This window comes from Bradyrhizobium sp., from assembly GCF_027307225.1.
Lineage (GTDB): Bacteria > Pseudomonadota > Alphaproteobacteria > Rhizobiales > Xanthobacteraceae > Bradyrhizobium.
Genome location: NZ_DAHUXJ010000152.1, coordinates 1 through 18,363, shown reverse-complemented (window position 1 = coordinate 18,363; position 18,363 = coordinate 1). Strand labels below are relative to the sequence as shown.

The following is an 18,363-nucleotide window of genomic DNA, read 5'->3' as shown; positions in this document are numbered from 1 at the left end:
TCAGGCAGGCCATGCGTTACAACGTGATCGGAACCTTCTTCAACCAGACGCTGCCCTCCTCGATCGGCGGCGATGCGGTGCGGCTGTGGCTCGTGGCGCGCTCGGGTGCCGGCTGGCGCGCGGCGACCTATTCGATTTTCGTCGATCGTGCGGTCGGATTGATTGCGCTCGCAATCGTCATCGTGGCCAGTCTGCCATGGAGTTCCCATCTGATTGCGGATCCCTACGGCCGCTCGGCGCTGATGCTGATCGATTTCGCCGCGCTCGCGGCAGGCGCGGGCTTCCTTGTGCTCGGCGCACTGCCCTGGCTGTGGCTGAAGAAGTGGTGGGCAACCCATCATATCCACGCTTGCGCAGTGATCGCCAACCGGGTGATTTTCAGCGCCCGAAATGAACCGGCGATCGCGATCCTTTCATTGCTGGTCCACTTCCTCACGGTGGTGATCGCCTGGTGTGTCGTGCAATCGATCGCCGCTCCGGTCGGATTCGCCCAGACGTTCCTCCTGATTCCGCCTGTCATGCTGATCACGATGCTGCCGATTTCCATCGCCGGCTGGGGCGTCCGCGAAGCCACGATGGGACTGGCGTTCGGCTATGCCGGGCTCATCACCAGCGAAGGCGTCAACGTCTCGCTGCTCTATGGCGCGGTGTCCTTCGTCGCGGGAGCGATCGGCGGGCTGGTGTGGATCTTCTCCGCTGAGAAGGCGGCCAAGGACGCCGCGCCGCTCGAGGCGGCGGAATGAACGGCGGACCAGCGGTCATCGGCATCGCCGAATGGTGGCCGATACTGCCGGTGGGCGCCGCCGCCGCGATCGTCTCCGCCCTGGTGATCCGGCTGATCCGGCCGCATCTGTTGAAGCACGCACTGGCAAAGCCGAATGCGCGATCCTCGCATCGCCTCCCGACGCCGCAAGGCGCCGGCATTGCCGTGGTGGCGGCGACGCTGGTCGTCGCCGGCGCCGTGCTTGGCGGCCGTGCCCCGGCCGCACTGTTCGGCGCCACGTTGTTCATCGCGGCGCTTGGATTTGCCGACGACCTCAAGCCGGTCCCGGTACTGCCGCGGCTCTTGTTGCAGGCGATCGCCGTTGGCGCGATCGTGTTCGCAAGCCCCGCCGAACTTCGTATCGCCTCCGTCGTCCCGTTCTGGATCGAACGCGGCCTGCTCGTGCTCGCCGGCCTCTGGTTCGTCAACCTCGTCAACTTCATGGACGGCCTCGACTGGATGACCGTCGCCGAGGTCGTGCCCGTCACAGCCGCGCTCGCCATCCTGGGCGCGCAGGGCGATCTTCCTCTGCCCGCCGTGATTGTCACTGCCGGCCTTTGCGGTGCGATGATCGGCTTTGCCCCGTTCAACCGCCCGGTCGCGAGCATTTTTCTCGGCGACGTCGGCAGCCTGCCAATCGGGCTGCTGGTCGGCTGGAGCCTGTTGCAACTGGCCTGGCAGCATCACCTCGCGGCTGCGTTGCTGTTGCCGCTCTATTACCTCGCCGACGCTACCGTCACGCTCTTGCGCCGGATGATGCGCCGCGAGCCGTTCTGGGTCGCCCACCGCTCGCATTTCTATCAGCGCGCGACGGACAACGGATTTGGCGTCACGCACGTCGTGGGCGAGGTGTTTGTGCTCAATGTCGTGCTGGCGTTGCTTGCAGCGGCCTCGATTCGCGCCGGATCGTTTGTGCTGGAAGCTGCGCTTCTAGCGCTCGGTGCCGCTGCGGTCGCGCTTGTGATGGTGCACTTTTCGCGGACGCGCGGCGTTAAAACGGCGTAAGCCGCGTTCGAACCGAAATCAGGCGCTTTCGATCACCTCGTCATGCCCGGCCTTGTGTCGGGCCATGACGAAACACGATTCAAAATCGCTGGCTGCTCTTTTGGTTGGTCGCTAAGCCGCGTTCGAGCCGAACTCCGGTACCGCGTCCTTCAGGATCGCCTTGATCGTGGCGGGATCGTCGGCCTCGATCGCCTGCCTCAGCGCCACCATCCAGTTCTTGAGCGCCTGCATCGGCGGCTCGTTGGGCTTGGCGGCCATCACGCCGGCAAGACCGATCTCGACCGGCGGCTCTTCGCTGGCGAACAGGATTTCGTTGAGCCGCTCGCCCGGCCGCATGCCACTGAAGACGATTTCGACATCGACACCGGGCTGCAGGCCGGAGAGACGGATCATCCGCTCGGCAAGGTCGACGATCTTCACGGGCTGGCCCATGTTGAGCACATAGACCGACACCGAGCGCTGCGCGCCAAGCGCGTGCGTTGCAGCCGTGATCACGAGATCGCAGGCTTCGCGGATGGTCATGAAGTAGCGCACCATCTCGGGGTGGGTCACCGTCACCGGGCCGCCCGCCTCGATCTGCGCCTTGAATTTTGGCACCACCGAACCGTTGGAGGCGAGCACGTTGCCGAACCGCACCGAGATCAGCCGCATGCGCCTGGCGCGCCCTTGCGCAAGATCGTGATCCAGCGCCTGACAATACATTTCGGCGAAGCGCTTGGTCAGACCCAGCATCGAGACCGGCTCGATCGCCTTGTCGGTCGAAATCATCACCATCGCTTCGGCGCCGGCAGCGAGTGCGGCGTCCGCCACATTGACCGAACCGAAGATGTTGGTCTTGACGCCCTCGCTCCAGTCGCGCTCGAGGATCGGCACGTGCTTCAGCGCGGCAGCATGGAACACGAGGTTCGGCTTGAACTCAGCTACCAGCCGCAGGATGCGTTCGCGGTCGCGGATGTCGGCGATGCGGCCGTCGATCCTGGCTTCGACCTGCCGGGCAGCCAGCGCCTCGGTGATGGCATAAAGCGCGGGCTCGGAATTCTCGATGATCAGGAGCCGCGCCGCGCCGAAATCGACGATGCGCTGGCAAACCTCGGCGCCGATCGAACCGCCGCCGCCGGTCACGATGACGCTCTTGCCTTTGACCAGCGCCTCCAGCCGCGCATAGTCGATGGTCGTTGTCGGCCGTAGCAAGAGATCCTCGACCGCCACCGGCGCCAGCCGCGGCGCCTCGCCGCCTTCGAGCGAGGGCAGCCGGCTCACGATCAGCCGCAGGCGTTTCGCCCGCATCATGAAGGTTTCCGGGTGCGCTTCCGCCGCGAAGGCCGAAGGCAGCATCACGGTGCGCGCAATCGGCTTGCCGCGCCGCGCGAAATCGGCGGCGACGTCCTCGACGTCATCGATGTTGCCGAGCACGGGCACGTTGCGGATCAGCTGGCCGCGGTCGGCGACCGAGGGCGAAAGAATGCCGATCGGCCAGATCCGCTTCACCGCACCGCTTTCGATGCCGCGCAGGAGAACTTCGGCGTCCGCCGTGCGGCCGACCAGTAGCGTCGGCGAAGCATCCTCGGCCCGCGCGTGATGGCGAACGCGCGTGTAACGGAAATAGCGGTAGGCAAAGCGCAGCGCGCTCAGCGAGGTGATCTCGATGAACCAGAACAGGATGATGGTCACCTTGCCGAAGAAGAAGGTGCCATGCACATTCGGCGCCACCAGGATGTAGTCGAGCACGAGCAGCGCGGTGGCGAGGATCGTGGCCACACGCAGGATGTTGAGCGCATCCGGCAGCGAGATGAAGCGCCATTTCGTGGTGGTGAGATTGAAGAGATAGCAGACCACGATGGCGAGCACGAGGAAGTACGGCAGGATGCGCAGCATCAGCGGCAGGCGCTCGATAAATTGCTCGGCGCCCTCGAAACGCAGATAGAAGGCCGCAACAAACGCAAAGGCCGTCGCCGCCACGTCATGCAGGGCGATCAGGTAGTTGCGCAAGGTCAGATGCGACAGACGCGTCATTCAACAACCGCTGGCGGGCGAAAGTCAGTTAGAACTTCGTGAGCGAAACCCCTCATCGCTGATAGCCTATCTGACATGCGCTGGAAAGCATCAGGAGGCCTTGGCATCAGAAGCCTTAGCATCGGAAGCCTTGGCCTCTCGCGCAGCCGCCGTTCCGCTTGTCCTTAGGACAACACCGCCGGCAATGCCGACGCCAAGCACATACATCCAGCCCTCGTGAAAATCGAAAATGTGGGAGTTGAACAGCGACGTGAAGATGTTCTGCACCACGACCAGAAGCCCGATCCAGTTGAACAGGCCTGGCCCACGGAACATCATTAGATGCGACAACCACATCGCATAGAGCACGACGATGCCGAGCGCGCCCCATTGCACCGCGACGTTCAGGGTCTGGTTATGCGGATTGCGGATCACCTCTGCCGCGACGCCCTTCTGTCCGGCGGCGGCCTGGACGAACAGCCCTTCGGTCGATCCGGTGCCGTGCCCCACGATCGGCGCCTCGGCAAAAAATCCCAGCGACTTCTTCCAGAACTCGAGCCGCTCTCCGACCGAGGTCACGCTGCCCTGCTCATAGAGCTGGTACTGGCTGTCGATCGACGTGATCTTCTCCCGCAAGGGTGACGAAGCGACCCAGGCCAGACCTGCCAGCACGACGGTGGCCGCAAGGATGATGATGTTGGCGCGCCAGCGCAGATGGATCAGGCCAAACGCCGCCAGCATGATCGGCATCGTCACGAGGGCGGTTCGCGACACGATGACAAAGATCATGTTGGCCAGGAAACCCATGGCGATCGCAAACAGCAGGAAAGCTGGAACAAACCGTCGCTCGCGCAGCAGCGAAAGCACGGGATAAGCGAGCACTACTGCGCAAAGTGCAAATTCCTGGCTCTGGTCGATATAGTTTTTGACGAAGATGCCGCGCGAGGCGGCATTACTGGCCTTGAGCGTCAGGTTGGGAAAATAAGCAACGATCCAGGACATCGCGAGCAGCGCGATGCACGACGCCAGAAAGGCGATGAAGACCCAAAAGGCGCGCTGCGACCGCGCGAAATGATGGAACAACAGCGGCAGCAGCAAGAGTTTTGCGGTCGGTGCGACGGCATAGAAGCGCATGCCCCACCGCGCGTCCGACCACAGCGTGCCGATCAGGGCCAGAAGAAATAGCGCGACTGGCGCCGCGACGACCGGGCGTTTCAACGACGCGACAAGCGAAGACGCATCGATCGTCGGCAGCATCACTAGCACGAGCACGACGCCGAAAATTCCAACCAGCGAAGTCGACCAGGGCAGCGAAGCGGCCAGCAGCACGGCAACGATATCGGCCGTAGCCATCCAGGCCGCCGGATCGCGCCAGCGTCTCGACAGCAGCGCGCCGATCGGCTCGGCGGCAGCGCTCACGCCTTGCCTCCCCGCGCGCGGTCGACGAGCCGGCTCGTGCTGAAGCCGGCCAGCACGTCGACCAGGATGACCTGCCCGCCATGCGCCTCGACGATCTCATGGCCGACGACCTGCTCACGGGTATAGTCGCCACCCTTCACCAGCACGCTCGGCGTGATCTGCTCGATCAATATCAGCGGCGTGTCTTCCTCGAAGATCACCACGAGGTCGACAGCCTCCAGCGCGGCCAGCACCTCGGCCCGCGCCCGCTCATCCTGCACCGGCCGTCCCTCGCCTTTCAGCCGCTTGACGGAAGCGTCGCTGTTGAGAGCGACGACCAGGCGATCGCAGGCGCCGCGCGCGGCGGTCAAAACCTTGACATGGCCGGGATGCAGGATGTCAAAGCAGCCGTTGGTGAAGCCGATCCGCAGATCCTGCTTGCGCCAGTCGGCGAGCCGCGCCTCCAACTCCGTGCCGCGCGCAACGATCTTTTCTTCGGCCGCGAGAAACGCATGCGGCAGGATCTGCCGGCGAAGCTCGGCCGGCGTCACCGTCGCGGTGCCCTTCTTGCCGACGGCAACCGCCGCAGCCGCGCTCGCCAGCCGCAACGCATCCTCCCAGTCCGCCCCCGCGGCGCGCGCGACCGCCAGCACCGCAGCTACCGTGTCACCGGCGCCGGAGAGGTCGCGCACCCGGACCGGATAGGCCGGCACATGGACGGGCTCGCCGTCGCGCGGCACCAGCGTCATGCCGTGTTCACTCTGCGTGACCAGGATCGCCTCGCAATCGGCGAGCTGCATCACGTCCTGCGCCGCCGCAGCGATGCTCTCGCTCGTATCGGCGCGGCTTCGGGTCGCCTCCGAAAACTCTTTGCGGTTCGGCGTCAGCAGCGTCGCGCCGCGATAAATCGCAAAGTTGGCGTTCTTGGGATCGACGATGACGGCCTTGCCGAGCTTGCGCGCGGTGTCGATGACGTTGCGGATCACCCGCGCCGTCAGCACGCCCTTGGCGTAGTCGGACAGCAGCACGACATCGGCACGCGGGATCAGCGGCAGGATCGCATCGATCAGCCGTTGCTCGGCCTCGCCCGCGGCCGGGTGAGACATCTCCCAATCCGCCCGCAGCATGTGCGTGCGGAAGTGCTCCGATACAAAACGCACCTTCCGCGTCGTCGGCCGCGCCGCATCGGCAACCAGAGCGCTCTCGATCAGTGGTTCCTTGGCCAGAGCGGCCTTGAGTTCCGCACCGGCGGCGTCGTCGCCGATCAGGCCGACGAAGATACATTTGGCGCCGAGCGAAGCGATATTGCGCGCAACATTGCCGGCGCCGCCGATATTGGTTTCGCTGCGCCGCGCCGCGAAGACGGGCGCAGGCGCTTCCGGCGAAATCCGCGATACTTCACCGTAGACGAATTCGTCGATCATGAGGTCGCCGACGCAGAGGATCGTCTGGCCGGCCATCTCGCGGTGAAAGGATTCGAAGTCGAACATCGGTTTGCCGGATGCGGATGTTGGAATCGGACCGCTAGAGCTCCGATCCCGAAGTTCGCAAGCTGTTTGGGCGCCTCTGATGCGAACTTCGGGATCAAAGGAGCTCTAGCAAGGATATGGTTTCTAGTGCGGCTTTAAATTTGAAGTTCCTATAACGAACTCGCGGCGAAATTGATAGGAACTTCAAATTCGCCGCACTAGCGATAGCGATCGGTGGAATCGAGATAGCCCTTGACGTAGAGGCCGACCGCTTCTTCCAGCGGCGTGAAGCCGCCATTATAGCCGGCACGCTGCAAGCGATCGACCTCGCTCTGGGTGAAATACTGATAGCTGTTGCGGATCGATATGGGCATGTCGATGTAGCGGATGTTGGGCGAGGCGTTAAGCGCCGCATAGGCCGACAGTATCAGGTCCTTGAAGCTGCGCGCCTTGCCGGTACCGACATTGAAGAGACCCGAGACCGCCGGCGTCGCCAACAGCCACATCACCACCCGCACCACGTCGTCGACATAAATGAAGTCGCGCCGCTGATCGCCGTCGGCAATGCCATCGCGATGCGACTTGAAGAGATCGACCGTGCGCCCGGCCTTGATGTCGTCGAAGCGGCGCGCCAGCACGCTCATCATGGTGCCCTTGTGATATTCGTTCGGCCCGAACACGTTGAAGAATTTCAGGCCGGCCCATTGCGGCGGCAGTTTTCCGCCGCGCGCGGCGCGGTCGGTCACGGCCATGTCGAACAGATGTTTGCTCCAGCCGTAGAGGTTCATCGGCCGCAGCGCCGTCAAGGCAGCTGGATCGTCGTCAAAGCCCTGCTCGCCATTTCCGTAGGTCGCAGCCGACGAGGCATAGATGAAAGGCACCGCATGCGCGGTGCACCAGTCGAGAAGCCGCAGCGAGAAACGGAAATTGGTCTCGATCACGAGATCGCCGTCGGTCGCCGTGGTCTCGGAAATCGCACCCATATGGATGACCGCATCGAGGCGCCGGCCGCCGAGCCAGGACAGGAGCTCACTGGGCGGCACGACGTCCGCGAGCTGGCGCTTGGCGAGGTTGCGCCATTTGCCGCTGTCGCCCAAGAGATCGCAAACCACGATATCCGCCCGGCCCGCATCGTTGAGCGCGGCCACGATATTCGACCCGATAAAACCGGCCCCACCGGTCACCAGCAGCATTCCGCACCCTACCCTTGAGAAGGCCCAGCTTTGCCTTAACCCCGCCCGGCAGGCAACTTCCCGCGCCCTACATGGTGAAGGCAGAAACCGCGCCTTTACCTGACCGCACGGACCCGTTACCGAGGCGGCCATGGCGGCACGATAAGATATGAATATTGATTCAGACCATTCCGTGGCGATCGAGGACGCTGCCGACACCCGGCCGATCCTGATCATCCCCTATATGTGGATCGGCGACTTCGTCCGGGGCCACAGCGTGGTGCGGGTGCTGAACCAGCGCTTTCCCAACCGGCCCGTCGACCTCCTGACCACCTCGTTATGTGCCTCCCTGGTCGATTACATGCCCGGGGTGCGCGCCGGCATCACATGGGACCTGCCGCGTGGCCGCTTGGCGCTCGCCCGGCAGCGCGGGCTTGCCGCCGAGTTCAAGGCAAGGAACTACGCTACCGCCCTGGTGCTGCCCCGGACCTGGAAATCCGCAATTGCGCCCGCGCTGGCCGGGATTCCGGAACGCATCGGCTTTGTCGGCGAAGCCCGGTTTGGCCTCCTTAATCGCTGGCGCTGGGGCGAGAGGCGGCTTCCCCGCTTCCTCGACAAGAACGCCGCGCTGGCGTTACCCGACGGCGCTGCGCGACCGGCGGAATGGCCGGTACCGCAACTGCGGGCGCCGCGGGAGGACGTGACGCGCTTCCGGCAGGCAAACGGGCTTGGCACGGGGGCTTCGGTTGCCCTCGCACCCGGCTCGGTCGGCTCCTCCAAGCGCTGGACCTATTACCCGCAAGCCGCGAAGCTTCTCGCCGAGCGCGGTCTCGATGTCTGGGTCATCGGCGGTCCCGGCGAGGCCGCTATCGCGCAAGAGATCGTCGCCGCAGGTGGTCCGCGCGTGCGCGACCTCACGGGAACGGACCTGCGCAACGGCGTTCTGGCGATGGCGGCCGCCAACGTGGCCGTTTCCAACGATTCCGGGCTTATGCACATTGCGGCTGCACTCGGCACGCCGACCATCGGCATCTTCGGGCCGACCAGCCCGTATCACTGGGCGCCGATCAACGGCCTTGCGGCCACCGTTCAGACCAAAACCACCGTGCCCTGCCAGCCCTGCCATCGTCCGGTCTGCACCATGAACGATCATCGCTGCATGCGCGACATTCCGCCGTCCGACGTCGTCGAAACCGTGGCAAAGGTGCTCGCCGAGACGGGCGTAAGCGCATCCCATTAAGGGTGATGCGTGCTTGCCTGAGCTATTGGCGAGCATTACCAAGAAGCACGCAAACAGACGGTGATGCCTTTGAGTCGTTCTGCCCAGGATCCGATCGCAGTTCATCTCGCGCTCTCGCGCGACGCCCTTGAGCGCGCGACGCAAGATGCTGGCCTGCTCGATACCGCGCGCAAGATCGCCGAGGTCATCACGGCCGCGCTGCGCGGCGGCCACAAGCTCCTGATCGCCGGCAATGGCGGCAGCGCCGGCGACGCCCAGCACATCGCCGCTGAAATCGTCGGCCGCTACAAGAAGGACCGGCCGGCCTATGCCGCCGCTGCGCTGACCACCGACACCTCGGCGCTGACCGCGATCGGCAATGACTACGGTTTCGAGCATATTTTTTCGCGACAAGTCGAGGGTCTCGGTCAGCGCGGCGACGTGCTGCTGACGATCACGACCTCCGGCCGCTCGCCGAACATTCTCGCCGCACTGGAGATAGCGCGGCAGCAGGGATTGGTCACGGTTGGCTTTACCGGCAGCAAAGGCACGAGCATGGCTGCTTCCTGCGATCATCTCCTGATCGTGCCGAGCGACGACACTGCGGTGATCCAGCAGATCTATATGACGTTCGCCCATGGCATCTGCGGCGCGATCGAACAGGCGCTGACGGCCAGATGAACGCTTCTGCCATGGCGCCGCGGCCGGCGGCCTTCCTCGACCGCGACGGCGTCGTCAATCACGATGACGGCTATATCGGGACCAGCGATCGCATCCGCTGGATGCCGAACGCCGCAAAGGCGATCCGACGGCTCAATGAGGCCGGCTATTTCGTGTTCTTCTTCACCAATCAAGCCGGCGTCGCGCGCGGCCTGTACACCGAAGAAGCGCTCAACGCGCTGCACGACTGGATGCGCGCCGAACTTTTGGCGCAAGGCGCTGTGATCGACGACATCCGCTATTGCCCGCACCATCCGGACGGGACGGTTGCGGGCTATCTCGAAGATCACCACTGGCGAAAGCCGAAGCCCGGCATGATTCACGATCTGATGCAGCATTGGCCGGTGCGGCGTGAGGGGAGTTTCGTGATCGGCGATCGCAAAAGCGACTTGGAGGCGGCGGATGCCGCAGGCCTGCCCGGCTTTCTATTTGCTGGCGGCGATCTCGATGCCTTCGTGGCGGATATTATTGCCGAGGTCGGCAAACGATGAAAACCCTAGTGTCCCGGTTCTGACATTCGTATCGTATCTCGGCGAACACTTTTACGAATGTCAGAACCAAGGGGACACTGGCAAATATATGGTTCTAGTGTGGCTTTGACACTGACGTTCCTTTGAAGAGGTCGCTGCGAAACTGAAAGGAACGTCAGTGTCGCCACACTAGTGCGGTGAATTTGAAGTTCCTATCAGTTTCGCGGTAACCTCGTCATAGGAACTTCAAATTCTAAACCGCACTAGAATCAAATAATTGGCTAGTGCTCCTTTGATTCCGAAGTTCGTAAACGTGGAGCCGCAATATGATACGAACTTCGGAATCGGAGCACTAGCGATCCGTCAAGGCCGGTGATTCGGCCTGAATTTGCTTGAAAATCCCGGTCAGTGCGGGCAAACCGGCGCGGATGACCGAACTTCCGAAGAAAATCACCGATGATCCGTATGGCGCGGCGATCCTGATCCGCCGCCTCATCATGGAACAGGGCGCGGTCTATTGGCGGCGTTATCTGACGGCGTTTGCGCTGATGGCGGTCTCGGCCGCGACGACGGCTGGCTCCGCCTGGCTGCTCGGCCAGGTCATCAACCAGGCCTATGTCGACAAAAATGTGCGTGGCATCGCGATCCTGTCCGGCGTCACCGTCGTCATCTTCATCATCAAGGGCGCGGCGACCTACGGCCATCAGGTCATTCTGTCGAAAATCTCCAACGCGATCCTCGCCAGCAACCAGCGCGCTTTGTTTGCCAAGCTGATGAACGAGAGCGTCGGTTTCTTCTCCGACCGCCATTCCAGCGAATTCCTCGCGCGCCTCACCGCGGGCGCGACCTCCGTCACCCAAGTGCTCAGCCTTCTGATCAACGCTGTGGGGCGCGACGTGCTCTCGCTGATCGGGCTGGTCGCCGTGATGGTTTCGCAGGATCCGCTGATGGCGCTGCTTGGCTTTCTGGTCGCGCCGCCGGCGATGATCGTGCTGCGCACGCTGGTGCGGCGGATCAAGCGCCTGGCCCATACCCAGTTCACCGGCACCGCCGACATCATGGAGACCATGCAGGAATCGCTGCAAGGCATCCGTACCGTCAAAGCCTTCACGCTCGAGACGGCGATGCGCGAGCGGATCGACATCAGCATCACGGCCGTCGAAGACAACGCCAACAAGATGGCACGCGTTTCCAATCGCTCGAGCCCGCTGATGGAAACGCTGGGCGGCCTCGCCGTCGCCGGCGGGCTGATGTATGGCGGCTACAGCGTGGTGGCGCTGGGTGCCACGCCGGGACAGTTCTTCTCGTTCCTGACCGCGTTCCTTCTCGCCTATGAGCCGGCCAAGCGGCTGGCGCGGCTCAATCTCGAACTGAACTCAAGCCTGATCGGCGCCCGCAAGCTGCTCGAAATCATCGACAGCCCCGCCAGCGAGCCCGAAGACGGCGACAAGCCGGCGCTGAAATTGACCGAAGCGCGGGTCGAACTGCGCGATGTCAGCTTTGCGTATCGGACGAACGAGCCGGTGCTGGACCACATGAACTTTGTCGCCGAACCCGGCAAGGTCACCGCGCTGGTCGGCCCCTCCGGCGGCGGCAAGTCGACCGTGCTCGCGCTGCTGCTGCGTTTTTATGAGGCCACCAGCGGCGACATCCTGATCGACGGGCAGCCGATTCCAGGCGTCTCGCGCCACTCGCTGCGCGCCCAGACCGCCTATGTCGGACAGGACGTCTATCTGTTCCGCGACAGCATCGGCGCCAACATCGCCTTCGGCAAGCAAGGCGCGACCCGCGACGAGATCGAGGCCGCCGCGAAGGCTGCCTGTGCGCACGATTTCATCATGGGCTTTCCGCTCGGCTATGACACGCCGGTCGGCGAGCACGGCACGCAATTATCCGGCGGCCAGCGGCAGCGCATCGCGGTGGCGCGTGCATTGCTTCGCAATGCCCCGCTGATCCTGCTCGACGAGGCGACCGCAGCACTTGATTCCGAATCCGAAAAGCAGGTGCAGGAAGCGATCGAGCATCTGTGCCAGAACCGCACCACCATCGTGATCGCGCATCGCCTGCACACTATCATGCATGCCGACACGATCCTGGTGGTCGAGGGCGGCCAGATCGTCGAGCGCGGACGGCACGACGACCTCCTGCGCCGCAGCGGCCGCTACGCCTCGTTCTTCCGCCTTCAGCAGCGCGCGCCGACGCTGGCGCCGTCGGAAGCAACCGCATAAGAAGCGACCACACAAGAAGACTTGGGACAAACAACTCAAACCAACGAGAGCGCCATGAACGCCACCCCCTTCGTCATTCCCGCGTTGCCGCAACCCTCGCTTCCCGTCGTCGGCGAAAAGGGCGTCTATCCGGTTCGCCGCATCTGGTGCGTCGGGCGCAACTACCTCGAGCACATCCGCGAAATGGGCAATGACGAGCGTGCGCCGCCGTTCTTCTTCGCCAAGCACGCCGACATGCTGGTGGCGGATGGCTCGACCATCCCCTATCCGCCGCTGACCAAGGATCTGCATCATGAGGTCGAACTGATCGTTGCGATGAAAAGCGGCGGCTTGAACATCCCGGCCGACAAGGCGCTCGACCATGTCTACGGCTATGCGGTCGGCATCGACCTCACGCGCCGCGACCTGCAACTTGCCTCGCGCAAGAAGGAGCGGCCGTGGGAGGTCGGAAAATCCTTCGACTATTCGGCCCCCTGCTCGGCGATCCAGCCGGCCTCCAAGATCGGCCACCCCAACAAGGGCAAGATCTGGCTCACGGTGAACGGCAATGAAACGCAGAAAGGCGATCTCACCGAATTGATCTGGAGCGTGCCGGAAATCATCTGGCAGCTCTCGCAGCAGGTGAAGCTCGCGGCCGGCGACATCATCATGACCGGCACGCCGGCCGGCGTCTCCCAGCTTCACCCCGGCGACAAGATCGAGTGCGGCGTCGACGGCGTCGGCACGCTGAAGGTTTCGATCGGCCAGCCGGAGAAGTGACGGAGGCGTAGCCTTCGTCATTCCGGGGCGCGAGTAGAGCGAGCGAACCCGGAATCCATCGCGCCATGCAAATGCTGGGAAAAATGGATTCCGGGCTCGCCCTTCGGGCGCCCCGGAATGACGGCCAGTCTAATCGCGGCTTAGCTACCGTCCGCAGCGAAGCCCCGTCTCACGAATACTTCATCACGCCATCATCGACCCTGCCGAAGCGCAACGCGACGATATCGAGCGCGTAGTTCTGGTAGAGCCGCCAGGGCCGCTTCGAGCCTTGTTTCGGCATTTTCGCGACCGCGCGCTGCACGTAGCCCGAGGTGAACGACAGCGCCGGAATCTCCTGCAAGGAGGGATCGACATTGTGCGGCATCGCCTGCTTGTAGCCGCGCCGGTCCATGTAGTTGATCAGGCGGCAGACATATTCGCAGGTGAGATCGCATTTCAGCGTCCAGGACGCATTGGTGTAGCCGAAGGCAGACGCGAGATTGGGCACATCCGAATACATCATGCCCTTGTAGTTCAGCGTCCTTGCGAAATCGACCGTGCGGCCGTCGACCGCAACTTCCATGCCGCCTAGCACCTGCAAGACCAGACCCGTCGCGGTGACGATGATGTCGGCCTCGATCTCGCTGCCGTCCTTGAGGCGAATGCCCTTGCCGGTGAAGCGGTCGATCTCGCAGGTCGCGACGGAAGCGCGCTTTTCGCGGATCGAGCGGAAGAGATCGCCATCCGGCACCAGGCACAGCCGCTGGTCCCACGGATTATAGCGCGGGTTGAAATGGGTCATGATGTCGTAGTCGGGACCGAGCGCCATTCGCACGCCGCCGAGGATCAGCTTCTTGACCTTCGCGGGCTGACGCCGCGACAGCTGGAAGAAGTACATGCCGAACAGCACGTTGCGCCAGCGGATCAGATGGTAGGCCATGTATTCGCCGAGCCGCTTGCGCAATTTGATCGCGAGCTGATCCTGCGCCGGGCGCGATACCACATAGGTCGGCGAGCGCTGCAGCATCGTCACATGGCCGGCCGTTTTCGCCATTTCGGGCACCAGCGTCACGGCGGTCGCGCCGGAACCGATCACGACCACGCGCTTTCCCGCATAATCCAGCGCCGCCGGCCATTTCTGCGGATGGAGGATCTCGCCCTTGAAATCGCCGCGGCCGGGAAATTCCGGCGTGTAGCCATCCTCGTAGCGGTAGTAGCCCGAGCACATGAACAGGAAATTGCAGGTGAAGCGCACGGTCTCCGTCGCGCCCTCGCCCGTCGTCCGCTCGGCCTCCACGGTCCAGCGCGACTCCTTCGTCGACCAGGCGGCGCGGTGGACCTTGTGGCGGAAGCGGATCTTCTTGTCGATGCCATTCTCGGCCGCGGTCTCGCGCACGTATTTCAAAATGCTCGGCCCGTCGGCGATGGATTTCGGATCGGTCCACGGCTTGAAGGAATAGCCGAGCGTGAACATGTCGCTGTCGGAGCGGATGCCGGGATAGCGAAACAGGTCCCAGGTGCCGCCGATGCAGTCGCGCCCTTCGAGAATGACGAAGCGTTTGCCGGGGCATTTGTGCTGCAAATGATAGCCCGCGCCGACGCCTGAAAGCCCGGCGCCGACGATCACGACGTCAAAATTTTCCGCTTGCTGGTTTGTCTCCATGGCTATCGATTAGCGCGCAACATGCGGCGAAAATCAACGACAAACGAGCCGTGATCAAGTACCGGATCATTCCGTCGTGCGGACAAAGCACGAGATCGAACAAGCGTTTGCGGCCAAATCCTTGCTGAAATGATCGCCGCGCCGGAAGCCTCCAGGACGATTGGTGGGAAAAGTTGCTGTGTTTGAGCAAGACGGGGCGTGGTAGGCTGCCTTCCATCACCGGCAGCGGTTTACCCGTGGGCGCCGGTGGCTGAGAGACTCGTTGCGCTCCCGCCTGCACAACAGGGGGAGCGAAGATATGTTGCGCATTTTCGGCATTCGCCGACCTTCCAACACCGTCAACGATCTGGAAGAAAAGCATCTCGAACAGGCATGGGCGGCCATCAACGGGTCGCGCCAGATGCTCGTTGACAACCCGTCTCCCGACACATTCCTGGGCCGCAGGACGCAGGAGCCGTTCCCCCGCGAAGGTGAAGGGGATGAGTAAGATCAGCTAACCCAGGTAAATGCGCTCCCCTCCCCCCGCTGCCTTAGCTTTGGGGCGTGGATTCCAAACGCGCCAACACCTATCGAGAGCTGGAACTGCTTTGCCGGCAGCAAGCGAGCCTCTCGGCTACGCCTGCCGCGCGAAACGAGCTGGAGCGCATGGCGCTGGAATACAGGGACTTCAGATCGGCGGTACTGGTGCCCAGCACCGCCCGATCACGGGCCTTTTTCACACGGCGAATGTCACTTGTTCCACCCAGCGCGGGTTCCAGCGCGGGTCCACGTGTTTTCGCGGAATGCGTGGCGCAAGCATCACGAATGCAACCCTTTGTTCAGCATAAGGTGATGTCATTGATCGACTCCGGGGGAGGGAACTCACATGGGAATCGATCTTGCCGACCTTGTCGGCTTCAGTCCTGCCGATACGGCATCCTTGCGGGAACTCAAGCCGCTGATGGCCGGCAGCCAGGAAGAGGTCATCAACGCCTTCTATGGCCGGATCCTGTCGTTTCCCGGTTTCAAGGAGATGATTGAACGGATCTGCGCGCGCGACAAGATCGACGTCGGGCAGCTCGTCGCGCATATCAACAGCATCCAGTTCAAGCATTGGCAGCATTTCTTCGACGGCACGCCTGACGAAGCTTTCACGAGCCTTGCGCGCAAGATCGGCACCGCCCATGAACGATGCCTTTTGACCAACGATCTCTATGTCGCAAGCTCCGCCATCATCCTGGAAAACTTCCTCGGCCTCGCCGTCGGGCACCATCTTGCCGATACCGAACAAGCTGCGAAGCTGAAGAAGGCGATCGGCGGGATCATTCACATGTTCTTCCTCGATCTCGCCCACGCCATTTCGGGTTACGACAAGGCGGCGGCGCAGACCGCGTTTCGCCAGGCCTCGGAGCCGCTTCTGAACGCGTTCGAGCATGAGGTCACGCGCGATCTCGGCTCGATGGCAAGCGCCGCAAAGGAGCTGGACGGAACGACCCAGAGCATCGTCGAACTCAACAGGGACAATCTGCAGCGCTGCCGCGACACCATCGCGAGCATCAAGTCGCTCATCGCCAGTCTCGGCGAGCTCGGCCAGGTCACCCAGCAGATCGAGGGCTTTGCCGCGGTCATCAACGACGTCGCCCGCAAGACCAAGCTGCTGGCGCTCAACGCCGCGATCGAGGCGGCCCGCAGCGGCGAATACGGGCGCGGCTTCAGCGTCGTTGCGAACGAAGTCAAGGCGCTCGCGAACGAGGCGGAGGGCGCCACCAAGCAGGTCACCCGGCAGGCAAGCGAAATACAGGCCGCCATCGAGCATGCGATCAAGCAGGTCGGCGGCTCACAGAAACTGGTGCAGGCGATCGACGAAGGCGTGGTGAACGAAAGCCGGGCGATCGAGCATCAAAGCGCCGCGGTGACCGAGATATCCACCAACCTCGCCGCGGTCAGCGAGAGCGCGCGCGGACTGCGCTCGAGGTTCGACAGCGTCAAGGTGGCCTAGTGCCCACTTTCCGAAGTCCGTGTTACATCTCAGCACGCACCTTTTACGGACTTCGGAAAGTTACGGGCACTAGCAAACCTATGATTCTAGTGCCGCTTTGCTATTTGACGTTCCTGGATCGGATTTGCCGCTTGTGGTGCAGGAACGTCAAATAGGCGGCACTAGCTGCAAAGGAAGGTCTAAACAGTGCCGGCGACCGAAAACGGCCTAGCCGACTGCCTGGTGGTGGGGCCCCGGCAATAATCGCCGCATGATATTGAGCAGCTTGGGACCATAGCCCCGTTCGACGATTTCCCATCCAAGCTTTTGATAGAGTCCGGCCGTGGCATCGGCCGCGTTCAGATAGATCGTGGCGTGGCCGAGTTCATTCGCGCGCGCTTCGACCGCGCGAACGAGCGCGGTGCTTAGCCCATGTCCTCTGGCGTCGGGCTTGACGAAGACGGCGCCGAGATAGGGCCGGTAGGCCGGCCGGTTCTCTGCTTCGCTCTCGTGGAGCGAGACCGATCCGAGGACTTCATCATCCTCAACGGCGATGAAGGTCGCCGGGAATCCGTTCTCGCCGAGATGGGTTCTCAGCCACTGCTCGATGGCCTCGACCGGCGTGTCCGTCTTCGACCACCATTGCCGGTGAATCCACCCGGCAACGGTGCTCAAATGGTGCGGCTGCTCGCGCAACGGTACGATCTGGTACTTCATAACTCCCCCGAAGCACTCCCTCAGTAAGGCGGCGGTTTGCGTTGCCGCTGCGCCTTCGCAGCCTCGATCCACCACATCAGATCGTCCGCGAAGCGCGGAAACAAAGCCGCTAACGCTTTGCCCGCTTCGCCGATCGGCTCGCCGTCGACGGAGAGCGTGTGACCGATCGGGCCCACGGCAAGAGTTGAGGAGACCACAACCATTCCCATCTCGGACAACGTACCATGCCAGGCGGTTGCCGCCCGCGCGCCCGACAGGCGACCAGCCGAGTAACTTGCGATCGCCGCAGGGCGCCAGAACCACTCTTCCAGGAAATGATCGGTGAGATTCTTCAACCCCGGCTGGATCCCCCAATTGTATTCTCCGGTCACGAACACGAAGCCGTCGGCGGCTCTGATCTTGCCCGCAAGCGCTTCAAGCGCCTCCGGCGCGTCACCCTTCGCATATTCCTTGTACATGCGGTCGAGCATCGGCAGATTGATCGCCTTGGCGTCAACCAGTTCGGCCTCTTCACCGCGGCGGCGCAGCCCCTCGACCACGTATTCTGCGAGCCGAATCCCCATGCGGTCAGAACGATAGGAGCCGTAAAAGACCAGAATGTGGGCGTTCATGTCGGTCACTCCATGGCCGAGCCGCCGACTGCGGTTCCGTGACGTTTGCTTCCCAAGCAGAATAGCAAAGCGGACTCCGCGCGGCGATGGCGCGCCGCTATGATGTCAGTAGCGCGTGATCTGTCGCCTGTTTGTAGCTCGTGAAGTGTCGTGTTTTTAGTGCCCTGGAACAAAGGGGGCACGATGGGCACGGCATCCATTCACGAGGGTGTACGACGGATGCGGTTTTCAAGTTTGCTGG

Annotated in this window: 16 protein-coding genes; 9 read left to right on the top strand and 7 right to left on the bottom strand. The window is 63.0% G+C overall.

Annotated features, from left to right (window positions below):
• The coding region (locus M6D32_RS25670; protein WP_298261631.1) for a lysylphosphatidylglycerol synthase transmembrane domain-containing protein at window positions 1-743 on the top strand (743 nt) is incomplete at its 5' end.
• The gene (locus M6D32_RS25665) at window positions 740-1,768 is read left to right on the top strand and encodes a glycosyltransferase family 4 protein (protein ID WP_298261629.1); all 1,029 of its coding nucleotides are present in this window, start codon (window positions 740-742) and stop codon (window positions 1,766-1,768) included. The genes M6D32_RS25670 and M6D32_RS25665, both read left to right, overlap by 4 nt.
• A 111-nt stretch (window positions 1,769-1,879) precedes the next feature.
• Here the strand turns inward: M6D32_RS25665 and M6D32_RS25660 are convergent, their stop codons facing one another.
• The 4 genes from M6D32_RS25660 to rfaD all read right to left on the bottom strand — a co-directional run bounded on the left by M6D32_RS25660 (window position 1,880) and on the right by rfaD (window position 7,820).
• The gene (locus tag M6D32_RS25660; protein WP_298261627.1) at window positions 1,880-3,781 is read right to left on the bottom strand and encodes a nucleoside-diphosphate sugar epimerase/dehydratase; all 1,902 of its coding nucleotides are present in this window, start codon (window positions 3,779-3,781) and stop codon (window positions 1,880-1,882) included.
• Between the two features lie 90 nt (window positions 3,782-3,871).
• Window positions 3,872-5,179 carry an O-antigen ligase family protein gene (locus M6D32_RS25655; RefSeq protein WP_298261625.1) on the bottom strand — a complete coding sequence of 436 codons (1,308 nt, stop codon included), beginning with the start codon at window positions 5,177-5,179 and terminating at the stop codon, window positions 3,872-3,874.
• Complete coding sequence (rfaE1, locus tag M6D32_RS25650) at window positions 5,176-6,648, bottom strand: D-glycero-beta-D-manno-heptose-7-phosphate kinase (protein ID WP_298261623.1); 1,473 nt, start codon at window positions 6,646-6,648, stop codon at window positions 5,176-5,178. Before rfaE1 ends, M6D32_RS25655 begins: the two co-directional genes overlap by 4 nt.
• Window positions 6,649-6,845: 197 nt before the next feature.
• The gene (gene rfaD, locus M6D32_RS25645; protein WP_298261621.1) at window positions 6,846-7,820 is read right to left on the bottom strand and encodes an ADP-glyceromanno-heptose 6-epimerase; all 975 of its coding nucleotides are present in this window, start codon (window positions 7,818-7,820) and stop codon (window positions 6,846-6,848) included.
• Window positions 7,821-7,968: 148 nt separating this feature from the next.
• Here rfaD and waaF point away from each other — a divergent pair, with 148 nt between their 5' ends.
• The 5 genes from waaF to M6D32_RS25620 all read left to right on the top strand — a co-directional run bounded on the left by waaF (window position 7,969) and on the right by M6D32_RS25620 (window position 13,195).
• Window positions 7,969-9,039, top strand: coding sequence for a lipopolysaccharide heptosyltransferase II (waaF, locus tag M6D32_RS25640; protein WP_298261619.1), 1,071 nt, complete (start codon window positions 7,969-7,971; stop codon window positions 9,037-9,039).
• Between the two features lie 69 nt (window positions 9,040-9,108).
• Window positions 9,109-9,699, top strand: coding sequence for a D-sedoheptulose 7-phosphate isomerase (locus tag M6D32_RS25635; protein WP_298261617.1), 591 nt, complete (start codon window positions 9,109-9,111; stop codon window positions 9,697-9,699).
• The gene (locus tag M6D32_RS25630) at window positions 9,696-10,229 is read left to right on the top strand and encodes an HAD family hydrolase (protein ID WP_298261615.1); all 534 of its coding nucleotides are present in this window, start codon (window positions 9,696-9,698) and stop codon (window positions 10,227-10,229) included. Before M6D32_RS25635 ends, M6D32_RS25630 begins: the two co-directional genes overlap by 4 nt.
• A gap of 407 nt (window positions 10,230-10,636) precedes the next feature.
• The gene (locus M6D32_RS25625) at window positions 10,637-12,436 is read left to right on the top strand and encodes an ABC transporter ATP-binding protein (RefSeq protein ID WP_298261614.1); all 1,800 of its coding nucleotides are present in this window, start codon (window positions 10,637-10,639) and stop codon (window positions 12,434-12,436) included.
• A gap of 54 nt (window positions 12,437-12,490) precedes the next feature.
• Complete coding sequence (locus tag M6D32_RS25620) at window positions 12,491-13,195, top strand: fumarylacetoacetate hydrolase family protein (protein ID WP_298261612.1); 705 nt, start codon at window positions 12,491-12,493, stop codon at window positions 13,193-13,195.
• Window positions 13,196-13,364: 169 nt separating this feature from the next.
• Here the strand turns inward: M6D32_RS25620 and M6D32_RS25615 are convergent, their stop codons facing one another.
• Complete coding sequence (locus M6D32_RS25615; protein WP_298261610.1) at window positions 13,365-14,837, bottom strand: NAD(P)/FAD-dependent oxidoreductase; 1,473 nt, start codon at window positions 14,835-14,837, stop codon at window positions 13,365-13,367.
• A gap of 298 nt (window positions 14,838-15,135) precedes the next feature.
• Between M6D32_RS25615 and M6D32_RS25610 the strand changes: the two genes are divergently transcribed.
• Both M6D32_RS25610 and M6D32_RS25605 read left to right on the top strand, forming a co-directional pair.
• Window positions 15,136-15,324: a hypothetical protein gene (locus M6D32_RS25610; protein WP_298261608.1), complete on the top strand. Its 189-nt coding sequence runs from the start codon at window positions 15,136-15,138 to the stop codon at window positions 15,322-15,324.
• 378 nt (window positions 15,325-15,702) lie between these two features.
• Window positions 15,703-16,815 carry a globin-coupled sensor protein gene (locus M6D32_RS25605; RefSeq protein WP_298261606.1) on the top strand — a complete coding sequence of 371 codons (1,113 nt, stop codon included), beginning with the start codon at window positions 15,703-15,705 and terminating at the stop codon, window positions 16,813-16,815.
• A gap of 207 nt (window positions 16,816-17,022) precedes the next feature.
• On the opposite strand, the gene M6D32_RS25600 is transcribed toward M6D32_RS25605, so the two are convergent.
• Window positions 17,023-17,511: a GNAT family N-acetyltransferase gene (locus M6D32_RS25600; RefSeq protein WP_298261604.1), complete on the bottom strand. Its 489-nt coding sequence runs from the start codon at window positions 17,509-17,511 to the stop codon at window positions 17,023-17,025.
• A 20-nt stretch (window positions 17,512-17,531) separates the two neighbouring features.
• Window positions 17,532-18,122, bottom strand: coding sequence for an NAD(P)H-dependent oxidoreductase (locus tag M6D32_RS25595; protein WP_298261602.1), 591 nt, complete (start codon window positions 18,120-18,122; stop codon window positions 17,532-17,534).
• Window positions 18,123-18,363: the final 241 nt, after the last annotated feature.